Raw genomic sequence first — 16,256 nt, 5'->3', positions numbered from 1 at the left:
TCCGCCGTGGACCGCGGCTGCCTAGGCTCGGGGCTGGCGGCGGTGCGGTCGCCGACCCTGGCACCTGCCGCCTTGTCCCGGCCCTGACCTGGCCGGACGCCGCTCGCGGACCATGATGGGGGCTGCCCGATGACCGACCGGCCGAACTACGTGCACGAGGCGCTGGAGCTGTTCGCCGGGTTCGGCGACCGGGAGGCGCTCGTCGGCGGCGGACGCCGCCTCACCTACCCCCGGGTGGCCGCCGAAGTGCGCGGCCTGGCTGCCGCGTTGCGCCGTCACGGGGTACGCCCCGGCGCCGCGGTGCTGGTGATGCTCGGCAACACGATCGACGGTCCGCTGCTGCAACTGGCCCTGCACCTGCTCGGCTGCCGGAGCATGTGGGTCGCCCCGGTGACCTCCCGGCGGGAGGTCGACGAGTTCGTCGCGCTGTCCGCGCCGGAGGCGTTCGTGTACGACCCGCGGGACGCGCAGGCGGTGCAGGTCGCGACGGGCCTGTCCGGCGTACCGGTGCTCTGCCTCGGCCCCGGCGGCGCCGGACCGGACCTGACCGCCGAGGCCGCCGGGCCGGCCGTGGAACTGCCCGCCGAGGTGCCCGCGCCCGAGTCGTTCCTGCAGACCAGCGGCACCACCGGGACGCCGAAGCTGGTGCACCACCGGGAGAGCTTCTACCGGCAGGTGCTCGCGCTCGCCGCCGACTTCCGGGGCGCCGGGTTCCCGCTGCTGCGGCACCTGTCGCACTCCCCGATGTGGCTCGCCAGCGGCCAGATCACCACGTTGTTCAACCTGTTCACCGGCGGCGTGCTGTTCCTGCGCGAGCAGTGGGATCCGGCCGCGTTCATCGCCACCGTGGACGCCGAACGGCTCACCTCCACGTTCGTCACCCCGCCGATGCTCTACGAGGTGCTCGACCACCCCGACCTGCCGGGCGCCGACTTCTCCGCCATGTTCATGTTCAACGTGGGCGCCGGGCCCGCCGCGCCGGCCCGGCTGCGCCAGGCCATCGCCCGCTTCGGCCCGTGCCTGCGCATCGTGTACGGGCTCAGCGAGGCGGTCGTCATCTGCGCGCTGCCCGGCCTCACCGAGGACCCGGAGCACCCGGAGCGGCTGCGCTCCTGCGGCCGCCCGTACGGTGACGTCTCGGTCCAGATCCGCGACGCCGACGGGCGGGTGCTGCCGGCCGGCGAGGACGGCGAGGTGTGGGTACGCACCAAGCTGAGCTTCGCCGGCTACCACGGTCAGCCGGAGCTGACCGCCGAGACGCTCGTCGACGGCTGGGTCCGCACCCGCGACATCGGCCACCTCGACGCCGACGGCTTCCTCTACCTGGTCGACCGGTTACAGGACCGCATCCTCACCCGGCAGCGCAGCTGGCCGATCTACTCCCGCCCGATCGAGGACGTGCTCGCCGGCCACCCCGAGGTACGCGCCGCCGCCGTGATCGGCGTACCGGACCCGGTGGCCGGGGAGTTGCCGCACGCGTACGTGGTGCCGGCACCGGACGCGTCGGTGACCGGCGAGGAGCTGATCGCGCTCGTGGTCCGGGAACTCAGCGAGACCTGGGCACCGGGCGCCGTCGAGTTCGTCGACGCGCTGCCGCTGAACCGCTCCGCGAAGGTCGACAAGCGCGCGTTGCGGGCCCGGTACGCCGCCGGACACCCGGTCGGCGCCGACCCGATCGGCAGTCCGGCGTGAACCCGCGCCGGGAGTTGTACACCCTGGTCGGCGCCGACCTGCTGTCCAACCTCGGCACCCGGATCTCGGTGGTCGCCATCCCCTGGCTCGTGCTGGAGACCACCGGCAGCCCCACCAAGATGGGGCTCGTCGCGGCGGCGGAGACGCTTCCGTACATGCTCTCCAGCGCGCTGGCGACCCCCTGGGCGGACCGGTTCGGGGTACGCCGTACCTCGGTGTTCGTGGACGCGGCCAGCGCCGTCGCGATGGCCGTGGTGGCGCTGGCGCCCTGGCTCGGCTTCGGCACCCTGCTGGTGCTGGTGGCGATCGCCGGCGGGCTACGCGGCATCGGCGACCGGGTCAAGCACGTGCTGTTCAAGCCGGCCGCCGAGCGGGCCGGGGTGCCGCTGATCCGGCTCACCAGCGCCTACGACGGCCTGGCCCGCGGCATGACGCTGTTCGGCGCGGTGCTCGGCGGGCTGCTCATCGACTGGGTCGGGCTGACCCGGGCCATCTGGATCGACGCGGCCACATTCGCGGTCTGCGCGCTGCTGATCGGCGTGCTGGTCCGGCCGCCCGCACCGGCGCAACCGGCGCCCCGGGAGCCGTACCTGCGGGCGCTGCGCGGCGGCTTCGCGTACCTGCGCACCGACCGGACGTTGATGACCATGCTGATCGTGGTCTCGGTGTCCAACATGTTCGCCAACGCCAGCGTCGCGGTCTGGATCCCGCTGTGGGTCAACGAGGTGCTCGGCGACCCGGCCGGGTTCGGCCTGCTGCTGGGCGTCTTCTCGGCCGGCGCGCTGCTGGGCAACCTGCTGTTCACAGTGGTCGGCACGCGGCTGCCGGCCGGGACCACGTTCGCGCTGGGGCTGACGCTCAGCGGCGCGCCCCGGCTGCTCGCGCTGGCGCTCAGCGACGACCTGGTCGTGGTGCTCGTGGTGACGTTCCTGTCCGGCATCGGCATCGCGGCGGTGAACCCGCTGCTCGGCGCGGCGCTCTACCAGCGGGTGCCGGGCGAGCTGCAGACCCGGGTGCTGGGCATCTCCGGGTCGGTGGCGTTCCTCGGCCTGCCCGTCGGCGCGCTGCTCGGCGGCTGGTCGGTGGCGCTGCTCGACCTGACCCCGGCGCTGCTGGTGATGTCGGGCGTCTGCCTGGTGCTGACCGTCGGGCCGCTGCTGCTGACCCGCGCGTCCCGGCGCCCGGCCGCGGAACCGGCCACGCCCACGCCGGTCTGAGCCGTCGTGTCGGGGGGTTTCGGTACGGTCGGGGCCATGGCGACCTGGGACGACGTGCGGCGCATCGCGCTGGCCCTGCCCGAGACCACCGAGCGCGGCTCGCACGACGACCTGCCCGCCTGGCGGGTACGCGACAAGATGTTCGTCTGGGAACGGCCGCTGCGCCGCGGCGACATCGAGGCGCTCGGCGACGCTGCGCCCGACGGCCCGATCCTCGGCGTCCGGGTGCCCGACCTGGGCGCCAAGGAGGCGCTGATCGCCGACGACCCGGCGGTCTACTTCACCACGCCGCACTTCGACGGCTACCCGGCGGTGCTGGTGCGGCTCGACCGGATCGACATGGACGAGCTGACCGAGCTGGTCACCGAGGCGTGGTACGCACGCGCACCGAAGCGGCTCGCCACGGCGCACCGGGCGGAGAACGCGTGACCGGCCCGGTGGACGCGATCGTCTTCGACATGGACGGCACGCTCGTCGAGTCGCACGCGGTGGTGCCCGCGGCCTACCGGGCGGCGGTGCGCGCCGGAGGCGGCCCGTCGTACACCGACGCCGAGATCATCGCCGGCTACTCGATCGGCTCCCCGGCGGACCTGCTGACGCACCTGCTGCGCCGGCCGGCCTCCGGCGACGACCTGGACCGCTACCACGCCGAGCTGGACGCGCTCGCCGGGCGGGTACGCGTCTACCCCGGCGTCGCGGACGCCCTCGCGGAGATCGCCGCCCGGGTGCCGGTCGGCGTGTTCACCGGCGCGAGCCACCGCGCCGCCGAGATCCTGCTCCACCGGGCCGGCCTGCTCGATCACTTCGAGGTCGTCCTCGGCGGCGACCAGGTCGACCGCCCCAAACCGGCGCCCGACGGCGTGGAGGCGGCCTGCCGCCGGCTCGGCGTGCCACCGGGTCGCGCCGCGTACGTGGGCGACTCGCCACTTGACGTACGCGCCGCCCGGCACAGCGGCGCGGTGGCGGTGGCCGCCGCCTGGGGTCACCAGTACGACCCCGACGAGCCGGCCGACCTCAGCCTGACCCGGCCCGGGGAGCTGCTGGCCCTGCTGCCCTGAGCCTCTTTCCCCGCACGGGACGCTCGGCTAGCCTGCCGGGCATGCCATCGACGTTGACCGAGGCGACGGACCCGTGGTGCCTGCGGCCCGGGGAGGCCGCCGAACTGCTGCGCGGGCACCCGTGGCAGCGGTTCGTGGTGCTGGGCGACAGCGTCGCGGAAGGGCTGTGCGAGCCGGCCGACGGCTACCCCGACCTCCAGTGGGCCGACCGGATCGCGGCCGAGCTGCGCGCGATCCGGCCGGAGCTGGCCTACCTGAACCTGGGCCGGCGCGGGCTGCGGGCACACGAGGTACGGGCCACCCAGCTCGCCGACGCGCTGGCCTTCGCACCGGACCTGGCCCTGGTGGTGTGCGGCGGCAACGACGCGTTCCGGTCCGCCTACGACCCGGACGCGGTCGACGCCGAGCTGACCGCGATGATCATCGCGTTGCGGGAGGCGGGAGCGGACGTGATCACGGTGGGCATGTTCGACGTGTCGCACAGCCCGGCGGTGCCGGACGCGCTACGCGCGGGCCTGGGCGAGCGGATGCGCCGGCTGTCCCGGCACACCCGGGGCGTGGCCGAACGGTTGGGCACGCTGCACGTCCACCTGACCGACCACCCGCTGGTGGCCGACGCGTCGCTGTACAGCAGCGACGGCCGGCACGGCAGCGCTCGTAGCGACGCGATAGCCACCGCCGAAACCCTCCGAGTCCTCGCCACCCACGTCCCGCACCCCTGACCCACTCGTCCCGCCGCGCCGCCCCCTGCCCTGCCCTGCCCTGCCCTGCCCTGCCCTGCCCTGCCCGACGATCATGAAGTTGACGGCACTGCGCGTCCATTTTGTCCCCGCCAACTTCATGATCAGCGGGGCCAGGGGTGCCCGGGACCCAACCCGCAGCCCCGCCCACTCCGTTGACCAAGGAGTTTGGGTCGGTGAGACGCCCCCGTGAGGACACAAACTCCTTGATCAACGCCGGGAGTGAGGGGTGGACGGCGGGCGAAAGGGGCGGTCAGTCGGTTAGGAGGATGCCGGTCAGGAGGACGCCTCTCGCCAGGTTGAGGACCTCGTCGCAACCCGGGTAACCCACTCGGGCGAGCGCACCCGATGCGGTGCGGTCGAACAGGTACGGGGCGAGGCTGTACGGGACGTCGGCGGTGACCGTCTCACCGGTCTCGATCTGCACGAAGTCCATCGCCACCCGGTCCGCCTCGTGGTAGCGCTGCAGGATGTTGCCGCCCTCGGCGATGGCCGCGCGTACCCCGTCCGCCCACGCCACAGCTGTCATCTCCCGGCCGATGAGCACTCCGTGCCCGGCCGAGCCGCCGGCCGGCTTGGCGACCAGGTCGGCCTGTTCGGCGAGCGCCCGGTCGAGCTGGTCGGCGGTCAGCGCCACGGTGTGCGGCACGTACCGGCGGATCAGCGTCCGGTCGTCCTCCGGCAGCAGGTCCAGGTCGTCCCAGAGCCAGGCGTAGTTCAGCTTGTTGCTGAGCAGCCAGGCGGCGCTGCTGACGAACATCGGCAGCGTGCCGGCGGCGAGCGCGCCGGCCACCGCGTCCAGCCCGGCGCTGGGGGTGACCCGGTTGGGCACGAACAGCCGGAACAGGGCGTCCACCGGGGCGCCGCCGACGACCAGCCGGTTCTGCCCGTCCAGGGTGGCGGTGGCGACCGGGGCGATGACCAGGTCGATGCCGAACGGGCGGGCCTGGTCGATCAGCGGGGACAGGATCCGGATGAACGTCTCCGGGTCGTCCAGTCCCGGGTAGTCGGCGTCGAAGTCCATCAGCAGCGCCACCCGCGCGCCGTCGGGCAGGCCGAGAGTGTCCCGGATGGCCACGAACCGCTGGTCCAGCAGGGACGGCGCGGGTCGCGCGCCGTCGAGCAGGTCATGGGTACGGTACAGCTCGGCGTACCGCTGGATCACGGTGTCGGCGTCGAAGCCGCCGCCGAGGCTGCTGTCGATGTTGTACTCCACGATGCACGGCACGCCGCCGGAGAACAGCACGTCGGGCCGGTACGCGGCGAGCAGCCCCTCGTGCAGTTCCTCGTCCGGGTCGAGCAGCCGGGTCTCGCCGTCCGGCACGTCGAGCAGCAGGCGCAGTTCGCCGGCGGTACGGGCGCGGCGCCGGCACGCCTCCAGGATGAGCTGGGCGATGCGGTCGCAGACCTCGTTCAGCTCGCGGAACGCGTCGGCGGTGAACACCGGCGGGCGGGCCAGCCGCCACTGCTTGTTGTACGTGGCCCGGCCGTGGAAGACCTTCTCCCAGGCCGCGGCGCCGGTGGTCACCATCGCGGTACGGGTGGACTCGGGCAGGTCGGTCCACGCCTGGCCGAGCGGCGGCCACGTGTAGTTCGGGTCCATCGTTCATCCGTCCTTGAGGGTCAGTTGGATGGCGGCGGTGAGCTGGTCGCGGCCGGGTTGCACGGCCCGGTCCAGGGCGGGCGCGAAGGGCAGCACCGCGCCGTCGGGGCGGGTCACCCGCCGCGGCGGCGCGGCCAGCCGGACCCGCTCGACCACGGTGGCGATGATCTCCCCGGCGATGCCGCAGGAGCGGTTGCCGTCGTCGACGACGACCAGCCGCCCGGTGCGGCTCACCGACTCGACGAGGCCGTCCCAGTCGAACGGGTAGAGCGTGCGGGGGTCGAAGACCTCCACCGACGCCTGGCCGGCGAGTTCCTCGGCGACGGCGAGCGCGTCGTGCACCAGGTGCCCGACCGCCACCACAGTCACGTCGGCGCCGGCGCGGCGGACGACCCCCCGGCCCAGCGGCACCGGCGTCAGGTCGGTGACGTCGGCGCGCAGGTCCAGGGCGCCGGCCGGGGCGAAGACCACCACCGGGTCGTCGCAGCGGATCGCGGAGACCAGCAGCCCGTACGCGTCGGCCGGGGTGGCCGGTACGACTGTGGTCACCCCGACGTGGGCGAACAACGCGTACGGGTGGTCGGAGTGCTGCCCGGCCCAGCCGGTACGGGAGCCGGAGCCGGGCACCACGTAGGTGACCGGCACCGCGCACTGGCCGCCGGTCATCAGCGGGAACTTGTGCGCGTGGTTGACGATCTGCTCGAAGACCAGGAACAGCAGCGACGGGATCTGGAACTCCACCACCGGGCGGGCCCCGGCCAGCGCCGCGCCGGTGGCGAAGCTGGTGAACGCCTGCTCGGACAGCGGGGTGTCGCGGACCCGTTCCGGACCGAACTTCTTCAGCAGGCCGGTGGTGACGTTCGCGGCGGCCACCCGGATGTCCTCGCCGAGCACCACGACCGACTCGTCGCGGGTCATCTCGTCGGCCAGCGCCCGGGTGAGCGCCCTGCGGTAGGAGAGCCGGGGCATCAGCCACCTCCGGTCCGGGCGGTGAGCCCGCTGGCGTACAGGTGGTCCAGGGCGGTCGCCGGGTCGGGGTGCGGCCCGGCGAGCGCGTACTCGACGGCGGCGTCCAGTTCCGCCTCGACCGCGGCGTCCACCTCGGCCCGCACCGCCGGGTCCAGCCGCGCTCCGGCGATGTCGACCGGATCGCGGGACCGGCCCTCGGCCACCTCCTCCGGCGGCCGGTAGTCGAGGCGTACCTGATGTTCGAAGGTGTGGTGGGCGTCGAAGCGGTAGGTGCGGGCCTCGACCAGCTCGGGGCCGCCGCCGGCGCGCATCCGCGCGACGGCGGCGGCGGTGACCTCGCGTACCGCCTCGGGGTCCTGCCCGTCGACGGTGGCCGCCGGCATGCCGAAGGCGGCGGCCCGCCCGGCGATGGTGCCGGCGACCGCGCCGTCGACCGGCATGGTGGTGGCGTAGCCGTTGTTCTCGCAGACGAACAGCACCGGTATCCGCCAGAGCGCGGCCAGGTTGAACGCCTCCAGGAGCATGCCCTCGTTGACCGCGCCGTCGCCGAAGAAGGTGGCGCCGACGATGTCGGCGCCGCGCCGCCGGCGCTCCCACACCGCTCCGGTGAGGATCGCGCCGGCGGCACCGACGATGGCGTTGGCGCCGAGGACGCCGACGCCGAAGTCGGCGGCGTGCATCGACCCGCCCCGGCCCCGGTTGAGCCCGGTGACCCGGCCGCACAGCTCGGCCAGCATCCGGGCCGGGTCGGCGCCCTTGGCGAGCACGTGCCCGTGCCCGCGGTGGGTGCCGGTGACCAGGTCCTCGGCGCCCAGCGCCGCGCAGACGCCGGCGGCGATCCCCTCCTGACCGAGGTACGGGTGGATGCCGCCGACGATCTCCCCGGCGCGGACCAGCTCGATCGCGCGCTCCTCGAAGCGGCGGATCAGCCGGACCGTCCGGTAGAGCCGGAGCGGGTCGGAGCCGGTCACGCCGGACGGCCCTCCTTGACGGCGGCGAGGATGTCGTCCCAGAGGCGGGCGCGGGCGGCGAGCGCGGCGTTCACCGTGTCGGCGCACTCCTGCCACTTGGTGTCGTCGTCGCCGCACAGGTCGGCCAGCATCTGCATGGCCATCGGGGTGTGCTGCTCGCCGTCGACCTCGATGTGCCGCTCCAGGTAGTCGACGAACTTGTTCAGCCGGTTGCTGCGCTCGTTGACGGCGACGACCTGGGTGAACATCTCCGGGATGAGGTCCTCGCGGCCGAACGCGAACGCCGCGGCCTGGCAGTGCACCGGGGTGGTCTCGATGATCCGCCAGGTGGTGCCGGCGAACGCGGCCGACGCCGCGGGGACGCCGGCGGCGCCGAGCGCCTCGGTGACCGGGGTGCCGTCGCGCAGCAGGTCGACGAGCTTGTTCACGGCGCTGGTGTCGGCGCCGGCCTCGGTCATGCCCTGCACGTACAGCTCGAAGTGGCTGATGTAGCCGTCGCCCAGCTCGTCGCTCTCCTCGACCATCACGATGTCGTTGATCAGGCGGCGGCTGCCGGTCGGTCCGGTGGGGATCCACGGCACCGTGACGCAGGTGAGCTGCCGCTGCAACGACTTCAGCAGGGACATGAAGTCCCAGACGGCGAAGACGTGGTGCTCCATGAACGTGACGAGCGCGTCGTGGGTGTCGAGGTTGGCGTAGAGGGGGTGCTTGACCACCACGTCGCGGCGCTCGGTCACCGCCCGCTCCAGCCGCTCGATGCCCGGGTGCGTCTTACCCCAGTCGTACCGTGACATTGTCAGCCTCCCTGCTGGGCGCGGTCGCGCCAGATGACCGGGCAGTAATCGGGGTCCGCGTAGTCCGGCCGGCCCTCGTGGGTGCGGCGGACCAGCACGTCGTGGTTGTACGCGGCGAGCGTGCCGTCGGAGAGCGGATACTCCCGCCAGGCGTTGTCGCCGTCCTGCAGGTGCAGCGAAATGGCCCGGCGGGGCCGCCCGCTGACGTTCGCACCGCTGCCGTGGTAGGTGCGGCAGTGGTGGAAACTCATGTGTCCCTTGGGGATCACCATGGGGATCTTGCGGATCTCGGCGCCGTTGTACGCCGCGTTCTCGGCGAGCATCACTTCGAGCTGGTCGCGGTCCCGGTCGGCGAAGTGCCGCACCACCGTGTCGTCGGCGCCGATCTCCCGCCAGCGGTGGGAGCCGTCGACCATGGTGATGGTGCCCATCTCCTCGCCGCAGTCGTGGAACGGGATGAACGCGGTGAGCATGTTCTCCGACGACGAGGACGCCCAGTAGTGCTTGTCGAAGTGCCAGGGCACGATGTTGGACGGCTCACCGGCGATCGGCGGCTTCCAGATCAGCGTGGACTGGAAGATGCGGATCTCGGCGGCCCGGGCCAGCCGGGCGGCGACCGCGCCGATCAGCGGCTTGCGCAGGATGCGGGCGATGCCGTCGTGCTCGTGGTGGACGTAGTCGTTGTGCCGCTGCACGTCACCCCGGGACGGCTCCCAGTAGGCCAGCTTCGGCGGCCGTACCGGCAACCGCCGGTCGCGTTCCCCGGCGTAGTAGCTGTCGGTGGCGGCGACGAGTTCGTCCACCTCGTCGTCGGTGAGCAGCTTCTTCGACAGGTACCAGCCGTGCTCGGCGTAGTGCCGGACGTCCTCGTCGGAGGGAAGCAGCGCCTCCTCCTCGGCGGTCAGCCCGGGATCGATGGTGGTCATGCCCCTACCCCTCCGGCCGCGACGCCGGGGGTCGCCCCCGCCGCGGCCAGCTCGCGTTCCTTGGCCTCGTAGAGCGCCTTGATGTTGCCGCTGCCGAAGGTGCGCGCCCCGCGCCGCTCGATGAGTTCGAGGAAGAGGGTGCGGCGCACGTGCATCGACTCGGTGAAGATCTGCAGCAGCTGCCCGTCGTGGTCGGAGTCGACCAGGATGCTCAGCTCACGCAGCCGGTCCACCGGCGCGTCCAGCCGGCCGACCCGCTGCTCCAGGCCGTCGTAGTACGCGCCGGGGGTGCTGGCGAACCGCACCCCGCGCCCGGCGAGCGCGCCGACGGCGCTGACGATGTCGTCGGTGCGCAGGCCCAGGTGCTGCACCCCGGCGCCGGCGTGCCAGCGCAGGAAGTCCTCGATCTGCCCCGGCCGGGCGCCGGTGTCCGGCTCCAGCAGCACGAAGGTGACCTTCCCGGACGGGCTCTGCACCACCTTGGAGTTCATCGCCTGGCCGGCGACCTCGATGTGCTCGGTGAAGATGTCGGCGAAGCCGAACACCTTCTCGTAGTGCGCCACCGTCTCGCCGAGCTGCCCCGGCGGCACGCAGATCGCCAGGTGGTCGACCTCGGCGAGCAGCGTGTCCGTGCCGTCCGGCGCGGTCACCGGCTCGATCGCGCCGGGCAGGAACACACCCGGGTCGCCGCGGCGCTCGACCAGGCGGTGCACCACGTCGCCGAAGCCGCCGACCTCGGCCACCACCACCTCGGCGCCCGCGCCGGTGAAGGTGCGCGGCGGGCTCAGCGCCGTCGCGCCGCGGTCCACCAGTTCCGCGTACGCCCCGGCGGCGTCGTCGACGGCGAGCGCCACCACGGCGATGCCGTCGCCGTGCCGGTGCACGTAGGTGGCCGCCGGGTGCTCCGCGGACAGGCCGGTGGTCAGCAGCAGCCGGATGCCGGCCTGGGCCAGCAGCAGCGACCGCTGCCCGTCCAGCCCGGTCTCCGGACCGCCCTGCCCGCACAGCCGGAAACCGACGGCGTTGTCGAAGTAGAAGGCCGCCTGCCGGGCGTCCCCCACATACAGTTCGAGATGATCTATCCCGTTGATGGTCATGGGCTTCCCCTGTTCCCCCCGTGATCGCGACCCGGACGGACGCCCGGGACTGGAGTCCGGTCAGCCAGCGGCCGGGGTGGCGGCCCGGCGGGCCGGCCCGGAGAGCCGGCGCAGGAGCAGACTGACGTTCTGGCCGCCGAACCCGAACGAGTTCGTCAGCGCGTGGCCGGCCCGGGTGGGCCGGGGCACGGCGCGGACGTGGTCCGCCTCGCACTCCGGGTCCGGGTCGTCCAGGTGGTAGGTGGGTGGCAGCAGGCCACCGTCGAGCGCCAGCGCGGTGGCGGCGGCCTCCAGCACCCCTGATGCGCCGAGCAGGTGACCGGTGAGCGCCTTGGTGGAGCTGACCGGCACGCCGCCGGTGCCGAAAACCTCGGCCAGCGCGATCGTCTCGGCGACGTCACCGAGCTTGGTGCCGGTGCCGTGGGCGTTGACGTACCCGACGTCGGCGGGCTCGACCCCGCCGGCCGCCAGCGCCCGGCGCATGCACGCCGCCGCGCCGGCGCCGTCGGGCCGCGGCGCGGTCGGGTGGTACGCGTCGGTGTTCGCCCCGAAACCGGCGACCTCGGCGTAGCCGCGCACACCCCGGCCGTCGGCGTGCCCGGCGCGTTCCAGCACCAGCAGCGCCGCGCCCTCGGCCAGCACGAATCCGTTGCGCCGCTTGTCGAACGGGCGGCTCGCCTCGGTGGGTTCGTCCCAGCCCCGGGCCAGCGCCCGGGCGTTGCCGAACGTGTCGGCGAACGTGCCGAACAGCGGCGCCTCGCTCGCCCCGCACACCACCACGTCGGCCTCGCCGGAGCGGATGAGGCGTACCCCGTCGGCGACCGCCTGGGCGCCGGAGGCGCAGGCCGTGCCGACCGACGAGCTGTAACCGCGGATGCCGTGCGCGATGGCGATCCGCGCCGAGGGCATGTTCGGCAGGATGCCGGTGAGCAGGTACGGGCTGACCGCCGCCCGGCCCCGGGCGGCCCGCGCCAGCACCTGGCCCTCCAGCGTGGACATGCCGCCCACACCGCCGACGATCACCGCGATGCGCTCCGGGTCGACGTCGCGGCCCACCTCGATGCCGGCGTCGGCGAGCGCCTCGGCGGCGGTGATCAGGGCGAGCAGCACCACCCGGTCGAGTACCTTCGTCTCCGGTCCGGAGGCCACGCTGCGCGGGTCGATGTCCGGCAGCACGCCGGCCACCTCCAGGCTGCCCGCCGCCGGGTGCCCCTCGGGCGGGCGGCGCAGCCCGGACCGGCCGGAGATCAGCGCGTCGAACGTGTCCGCCGCACCGCGCCCGGCCGGGGTGAACAGGCCCATGCCGGTGATGACGGCGCTCACGACGGCGCCTCGGTCAGGTAACGCTCGCGCAGCGCCACCTTGCGCACCTTGCCGGTGACGGTGACCGGGATGTCGTCGGCGCGTACCGGGACGATCCGGCGCAGCGTGGCGGCCACGTCCGGGCCGAGCGCGGTACGGATGCGCTCGGTGCGGTCCGTCCCGGGGTCGGCGCCGGCGGCAAGTTCCAGCAGCACGTCGGTGGTGACGGTGCCGTCGTCCGCCTTGACGATCACCACTGTGCAGTCGGTCACGTCGGGGCAGGCGGCGAGGATGCGTTCCTCGGACAGCGCGGTGAAGAACCGCTTCCCGTCACCTGCCTCCACCGAGTCGACCGCCCGGTCCAGGTGGTAGTAGCGGCCGTCGTCGTCGGCGTACACCAGGTCGCCGGTGAGGTACCAGCCGCGCAGCCGGAACCGGTACGTGGTGACCGAGTCGTTCCAGTAGCCGCGGAACAGCGACGGCGAGTCGATGCCGAGCCAGCCCACCTGCCCGGGCGGCAGCTCGTTGCCGTCGGCGTCGAGCACCGCGACCTTGGTGAACCGGTACGGGCGGCCGACGCAGCGGCCGTACCGGTCGGTGTCGACGGTGTGGGTGATGTGGAACATCGAGTGGCCCATCTCGCTGGAGCCGAGCCCGTCGATGAACACCGAGCCGGGTACCCGGGTCACGCCGCCGCGGGTCACCACGTCCCGGGAGCCGACCGCGACCAGCCGCCGGACGTGCGGCTCGTGCGAGCAGTCGCCGGTGTTGAACCACAGCCGCACCGAGTCCAGGTCGTAGCCGGACAGGTCGAAGCGGGCCAGCTCGGCCCAGGTGACCGAGAAGCCGAACACGCCGTCCGGGCGCCAGCGCTGGATCGCGTCGAGCACCCGCTCGCCGCCCTGCTCGGAGAGCAGGAACATCTCGGCCCGGTTGCCGAGCGCCTGGTTGACCATGAGCACCGTGGCGGTGTGCGGGGCGGGCAGCGCGTTGAGGATGCGCGTGGTGCCCTGCGCCTGCGGCATGGACAGCAGGTGGCGGGTGGCGGCGAACAGGCTGGCGTGCGAGTGCAGCACGGCCTTCGGCACGCCGGTGGTGCCCGAGGTGTGGGTGATGACGATCGGGTCGTCCGGGTGGTGCCGGTAGTGCGCGGGCGCGGCGTCCGGGTCGCCGGTGCCCGCCTGCGCGGGTTCGCCGATCATCGGCGCGCCCAGGTCGTGCCCGGCCAGCGCCTCGGCGTGCGCGGCGTCGGCGAGCACACCGGCGGCGCGCAGCCGGCGGATGTACTCGGCGGCGATCTCGGGGCGCAGCCTGCCGTTCATCAGCGCCGGGACGGCGCCGAGGCGGGTCAGCGCCAGGAACGACAGCACCATGTCGGCGGCGGTGCCGGCCCAGACCGCGACCGGGTCGCGGGGCTTCACCCCGCGTTCGTGCAGCCAGGCCGCCCGGGCGGCGACCATCCGGTCGAGCCGGCCCAGGGTCAGCGGGGTCTCGGCCGGGTGGCCGTCGACCTCGGTGTCGAACGTGAGCCCCGGCCCGTCCGGGTCGGCGCCGTGGGCCAGCACCCGGGCGAGCACATTGCCCGCGCCCAGCTCCGCGTCGGCCGCGAGCGCGCCGCGCAGTCCCTTCGTCCTCATTGACGTGTTCCCTCCCCCAGCAGCACCGCGGTCGCCTCGCCCGGCGTACCGTCCGGTGCCAGTTCGATCAGGATCAGCAACGCCTGTGCGGCGTCGCCGTCGTACAGCAGCAGGTCCGCCTCGGCCTCCCCCTCGGCCCGCGGGTTGCCGGTCGGGCTCAGGCACACCACCGGCCCGTCCAGTCCCCAGCGCGCCGCGACGTGCCCGGCCACGCTGTTCGGCACCGACTGGAAGAAGAACAACGGCCCGATCCGCGCGCCCGCGTCCACGGTGGCGCGGACGTGCGCCGCACCGGCGGTGTCCCCGCCCGCGCTGACCAGCACCACAGCCGTCCGGTTGCCCGGCGGCAGCGGCCCGTCGCCGTACCGCCGCGCGAGGCACCGCTGCGCCACCGCCGCCACCAGCGGATGGAACGGCGAGTGCACGAACCCCGGCACCCCCGCCGGCGCGGTGCCCTCATCCCCCGCCTCGGGCCACCACGCCTCCGCGAGCACCACCACCCCTGCGCGCGATCTTGCGGTTGGTGCCCCCTCGGCGGGCGTTGTGCCCGTTTCGCCGGGGCCGGAAGTGCAAGATCGCGGGAGGTCGGGGTGGGGGGTGGGCGCGGTCATGAGGTGCTCACCAGAAGGGCCGTGTTGGCGCCGCCGAAGGCGGCGTTGAGGGTCAGCGCGTGTCCGGTGCGCGCGGGGCGGGGTGCGTCACGGATGACGTCCAGCGGGCACTGCGGGTCGGCGCCGAGCCACCCGGCGGTGACCGGCAGCTTGCCGTGCCGCAGGGCCAGCACGGTGACCAGCAGTTCCAGCAGCCCGGACGCCTCCAGCGCGTGCCCGTGCACCGACTTGGTGGAGCTGACCGGCAGCCGCCCGGCGTCCGCACCGAAGACGCGGGCCAGCGCCGCCGCCTCGGAGGCGTCGCTGAACGGGGTACCGGTGGCGTTGGCGTTGACGTAGCCGACCGCGTCCGGTGGCAGCCCGCCCCGGCGCAGCGCCGCCTCGACCGCCCGGGCCAGCCCGAGCCCGTCCGGGTGCGGCTGGCACGGGTGGTACGCGTCCCCCGCCCGGCCCCACCCGGCCACCGTCGCGAGCGTCTCGGCGCCCCGCCGGGCGGCCGCGCCCGCGGACTCCAGCACCACGGCGGCCACCCCGTCGCCCAGCAGCAGGCCCTTGCGGCCGGCGCTGAACGGGCGTACCGCGCCGTCGGCGGCGAGCGCCCGGCCGGCGTCGAACAGCGCGTACTGGTCCGGTTCGACCAGGTAACCGGCCGCGACCACGACCCGCTCCAGGTCGCCGCGGCGGATCAGCGCCGCCGCGTCGGCGACCGCGCTGCTCGCCGACACGCAGGCCGTGGTGTAGATCCGGGTACGCCCACCGATGCCGCACCGTGCGGCCAGGTGACCGGCGAGCGCCGGCACCGTCGGCTCGTCCCACCCCCGAGGTACGGGCAGCGAGTACGGCCCGCCGTGGGTGGCCAGGAACAGCGCCGACTCCGCCCGCCCGGCCCGGTCCAGTCCGGCGGCCCGGGCGGCGGCGTCGATCGCGTCGGCCAGCTCGCCGGCGAGCGTGCCGACGTCCGGCGTTGTGGCCGCCACCGTCACCCGGCGGCCCGTGGTGTCGAAACGGCGCACCGGCGCGAACGCCGGGGTGCCGGTGAGCACCCCGGCCAGCAGCGCGTCGGCGCCCCTGCCGAGGGCGCTGAGCGCGTACGTGCCGGTGATCCGTACGGTCTCCCGCTCAGCCATCTGCGGGAGCGGTGAGAGAGCCACGGAACACCGCGAGCGCGTCGTCGACGGTGCGGATGCCGGCGAGTTCGTCGTCGCTCAGGTCCAGCCGGCGGTCGTAGCGTTGCTCGACCATGTGCACCAGCCAGGCCAGCTCCATCGAGCCGAGCCGGTCCGGCACCTGGTCGGCCGGGCTTGCGGTCAGTTCGGCGAGCATGCTCACCAGGTCAGCTCGCCCCAGGTCGGGCTGACCGGACATCAGGACTTGTCGCTGTTCGCGGCCACCCGGTCGGCGACCATCGTGGTGAACTCGCCGACCGTCATCAGCGCCATCTTCTCCGACTCGTCGTCGGCGAACTTCAGGCCGTACCGGTCCTCGACGCGGACCGCGAGGTCGGCCAGGGCCAGCGACTCCAGGTCGACGCCGGACGGGCCGAGCGTGGTGTCGTCGTCGAGCTCCTCCACGTCGTAGTTCATGTCGGCGAGCTGTTCGACGACGAAGGTGCGGACCTCGTCTCGCATGGGTTCAGACC

17 protein-coding genes are annotated in these 16,256 nt (G+C 73.8%); 5 read left to right on the top strand and 12 right to left on the bottom strand.

What is annotated here, in order from left to right; all coding sequences use genetic code 11:
- Positions 1-129: 129 nt before the first annotated feature.
- Genes ACN27C_RS22665 through ACN27C_RS22645 form a run of 5 tightly spaced genes read left to right on the top strand, consistent with a single transcriptional unit; the run spans position 130 to position 4,689 of the window.
- A complete protein-coding gene (locus ACN27C_RS22665) occupies positions 130-1,692 on the top strand; it encodes a class I adenylate-forming enzyme family protein (RefSeq protein WP_422747985.1) in 1,563 nt (520 codons plus the stop codon).
- A complete protein-coding gene (locus tag ACN27C_RS22660; RefSeq protein WP_120569643.1) occupies positions 1,689-2,909 on the top strand; it encodes an MFS transporter in 1,221 nt (406 codons plus the stop codon). Before ACN27C_RS22665 ends, ACN27C_RS22660 begins: the two co-directional genes overlap by 4 nt.
- Before the next feature lie 36 nt (positions 2,910-2,945).
- Entirely contained in the window at positions 2,946-3,338 is a 393-nt protein-coding gene (locus ACN27C_RS22655) for an MmcQ/YjbR family DNA-binding protein (protein ID WP_350815857.1), read from the top strand.
- On the top strand, positions 3,335-3,967 hold the full coding sequence (locus tag ACN27C_RS22650) for an HAD family hydrolase (protein WP_422747983.1): 633 nt from the start codon (positions 3,335-3,337) through the stop codon (positions 3,965-3,967). Before ACN27C_RS22655 ends, ACN27C_RS22650 begins: the two co-directional genes overlap by 4 nt.
- Positions 3,968-4,008: 41 nt before the next feature.
- Positions 4,009-4,689 carry an SGNH/GDSL hydrolase family protein gene (locus ACN27C_RS22645; RefSeq protein WP_422747981.1) on the top strand — a complete coding sequence of 227 codons (681 nt, stop codon included), beginning with the start codon at positions 4,009-4,011 and terminating at the stop codon, positions 4,687-4,689.
- Positions 4,690-4,960: 271 nt separating this feature from the next.
- Here ACN27C_RS22645 and ACN27C_RS22640 read toward each other — a convergent pair whose 3' ends face one another.
- From ACN27C_RS22640 to ACN27C_RS22585, 12 genes are all read right to left on the bottom strand, one after another.
- Positions 4,961-6,310 (bottom strand): hypothetical protein, encoded by a 1,350-nt coding sequence (locus ACN27C_RS22640; protein WP_422747979.1) that lies wholly within the window; start codon positions 6,308-6,310, stop codon positions 4,961-4,963.
- Between the two features lie 3 nt (positions 6,311-6,313).
- Positions 6,314-7,279, bottom strand: coding sequence for an alpha-ketoacid dehydrogenase subunit beta (locus tag ACN27C_RS22635; RefSeq protein ID WP_422747976.1), 966 nt, complete (start codon positions 7,277-7,279; stop codon positions 6,314-6,316).
- Entirely contained in the window at positions 7,279-8,250 is a 972-nt protein-coding gene (locus tag ACN27C_RS22630) for a thiamine pyrophosphate-dependent dehydrogenase E1 component subunit alpha (RefSeq protein ID WP_358171855.1), read from the bottom strand. The genes ACN27C_RS22635 and ACN27C_RS22630 overlap by 1 nt, the downstream gene beginning before the upstream one ends.
- Positions 8,247-9,044, bottom strand: a complete 798-nt coding sequence (locus tag ACN27C_RS22625) for a DUF3050 domain-containing protein (RefSeq protein WP_121683783.1) — start codon at positions 9,042-9,044, stop codon at positions 8,247-8,249. Before ACN27C_RS22625 ends, ACN27C_RS22630 begins: the two co-directional genes overlap by 4 nt.
- A 2-nt stretch (positions 9,045-9,046) precedes the next feature.
- Positions 9,047-9,970: a phytanoyl-CoA dioxygenase family protein gene (locus ACN27C_RS22620; RefSeq protein WP_422747973.1), complete on the bottom strand. Its 924-nt coding sequence runs from the start codon at positions 9,968-9,970 to the stop codon at positions 9,047-9,049.
- The gene (hppD, locus tag ACN27C_RS22615; RefSeq protein ID WP_422747971.1) at positions 9,967-11,067 is read right to left on the bottom strand and encodes a 4-hydroxyphenylpyruvate dioxygenase; all 1,101 of its coding nucleotides are present in this window, start codon (positions 11,065-11,067) and stop codon (positions 9,967-9,969) included. Before hppD ends, ACN27C_RS22620 begins: the two co-directional genes overlap by 4 nt.
- 60 nt (positions 11,068-11,127) lie before the next feature.
- A complete protein-coding gene (locus ACN27C_RS22610) occupies positions 11,128-12,390 on the bottom strand; it encodes a beta-ketoacyl-[acyl-carrier-protein] synthase family protein (RefSeq protein WP_121683786.1) in 1,263 nt (420 codons plus the stop codon).
- Positions 12,387-14,006 carry a class I adenylate-forming enzyme family protein gene (locus tag ACN27C_RS22605; protein WP_252449179.1) on the bottom strand — a complete coding sequence of 540 codons (1,620 nt, stop codon included), beginning with the start codon at positions 14,004-14,006 and terminating at the stop codon, positions 12,387-12,389. Before ACN27C_RS22605 ends, ACN27C_RS22610 begins: the two co-directional genes overlap by 4 nt.
- Positions 14,003-14,503 carry a hypothetical protein gene (locus ACN27C_RS22600; protein ID WP_422747969.1) on the bottom strand — a complete coding sequence of 167 codons (501 nt, stop codon included), beginning with the start codon at positions 14,501-14,503 and terminating at the stop codon, positions 14,003-14,005. The genes ACN27C_RS22605 and ACN27C_RS22600 overlap by 4 nt, the downstream gene beginning before the upstream one ends.
- Before the next feature lie 110 nt (positions 14,504-14,613).
- A complete protein-coding gene (locus ACN27C_RS22595) occupies positions 14,614-15,744 on the bottom strand; it encodes a beta-ketoacyl-[acyl-carrier-protein] synthase family protein (protein ID WP_422747967.1) in 1,131 nt (376 codons plus the stop codon).
- Complete coding sequence (locus tag ACN27C_RS22590; RefSeq protein WP_120569630.1) at positions 15,737-15,982, bottom strand: acyl carrier protein; 246 nt, start codon at positions 15,980-15,982, stop codon at positions 15,737-15,739. Before ACN27C_RS22590 ends, ACN27C_RS22595 begins: the two co-directional genes overlap by 8 nt.
- Complete coding sequence (locus tag ACN27C_RS22585) at positions 15,982-16,245, bottom strand: acyl carrier protein (protein ID WP_120569629.1); 264 nt, start codon at positions 16,243-16,245, stop codon at positions 15,982-15,984. Before ACN27C_RS22585 ends, ACN27C_RS22590 begins: the two co-directional genes overlap by 1 nt.
- Between the last annotated feature and the right edge of the window lie 11 nt (positions 16,246-16,256).

The sequence above is a fragment of the Micromonospora sp. WMMD1219 genome (genome assembly GCF_049315215.1).
Taxonomy (GTDB): Bacteria; Actinomycetota; Actinomycetes; order Mycobacteriales; family Micromonosporaceae; genus Micromonospora; species Micromonospora tulbaghiae.
This window is presented reverse-complemented; position numbering and strand designations above follow the sequence as displayed.

What these genes read in the sequence shown, in the direction of transcription:
- ACN27C_RS22655 (WP_350815857.1), top strand. Translation starts at nt 2,946, where the DNA reads ATGGCGACCTGGGACGACGTGCGGCGCATCGCGCTGGCCCTGCCCGAG.
- ACN27C_RS22625 (WP_121683783.1), bottom strand. Translation starts at nt 9,044, where the DNA reads ATGTCACGGTACGACTGGGGTAAGACGCACCCGGGCATCGAGCGGCTG.
- ACN27C_RS22585 (WP_120569629.1), bottom strand. Translation starts at nt 16,245, where the DNA reads ATGCGAGACGAGGTCCGCACCTTCGTCGTCGAACAGCTCGCCGACATG.
- ACN27C_RS22635 (WP_422747976.1), bottom strand. Translation starts at nt 7,279, where the DNA reads ATGCCCCGGCTCTCCTACCGCAGGGCGCTCACCCGGGCGCTGGCCGAC.
- hppD (WP_422747971.1), bottom strand. Translation starts at nt 11,067, where the DNA reads ATGACCATCAACGGGATAGATCATCTCGAACTGTATGTGGGGGACGCC.
- ACN27C_RS22620 (WP_422747973.1), bottom strand. Translation starts at nt 9,970, where the DNA reads ATGACCACCATCGATCCCGGGCTGACCGCCGAGGAGGAGGCGCTGCTT.
- ACN27C_RS22590 (WP_120569630.1), bottom strand. Translation starts at nt 15,982, where the DNA reads ATGTCCGGTCAGCCCGACCTGGGGCGAGCTGACCTGGTGAGCATGCTC.
- ACN27C_RS22665 (WP_422747985.1), top strand. Translation starts at nt 130, where the DNA reads ATGACCGACCGGCCGAACTACGTGCACGAGGCGCTGGAGCTGTTCGCC.
- ACN27C_RS22595 (WP_422747967.1), bottom strand. Translation starts at nt 15,744, where the DNA reads ATGGCTGAGCGGGAGACCGTACGGATCACCGGCACGTACGCGCTCAGC.
- ACN27C_RS22645 (WP_422747981.1), top strand. Translation starts at nt 4,009, where the DNA reads ATGCCATCGACGTTGACCGAGGCGACGGACCCGTGGTGCCTGCGGCCC.
- ACN27C_RS22640 (WP_422747979.1), bottom strand. Translation starts at nt 6,310, where the DNA reads ATGGACCCGAACTACACGTGGCCGCCGCTCGGCCAGGCGTGGACCGAC.
- ACN27C_RS22605 (WP_252449179.1), bottom strand. Translation starts at nt 14,006, where the DNA reads ATGAGGACGAAGGGACTGCGCGGCGCGCTCGCGGCCGACGCGGAGCTG.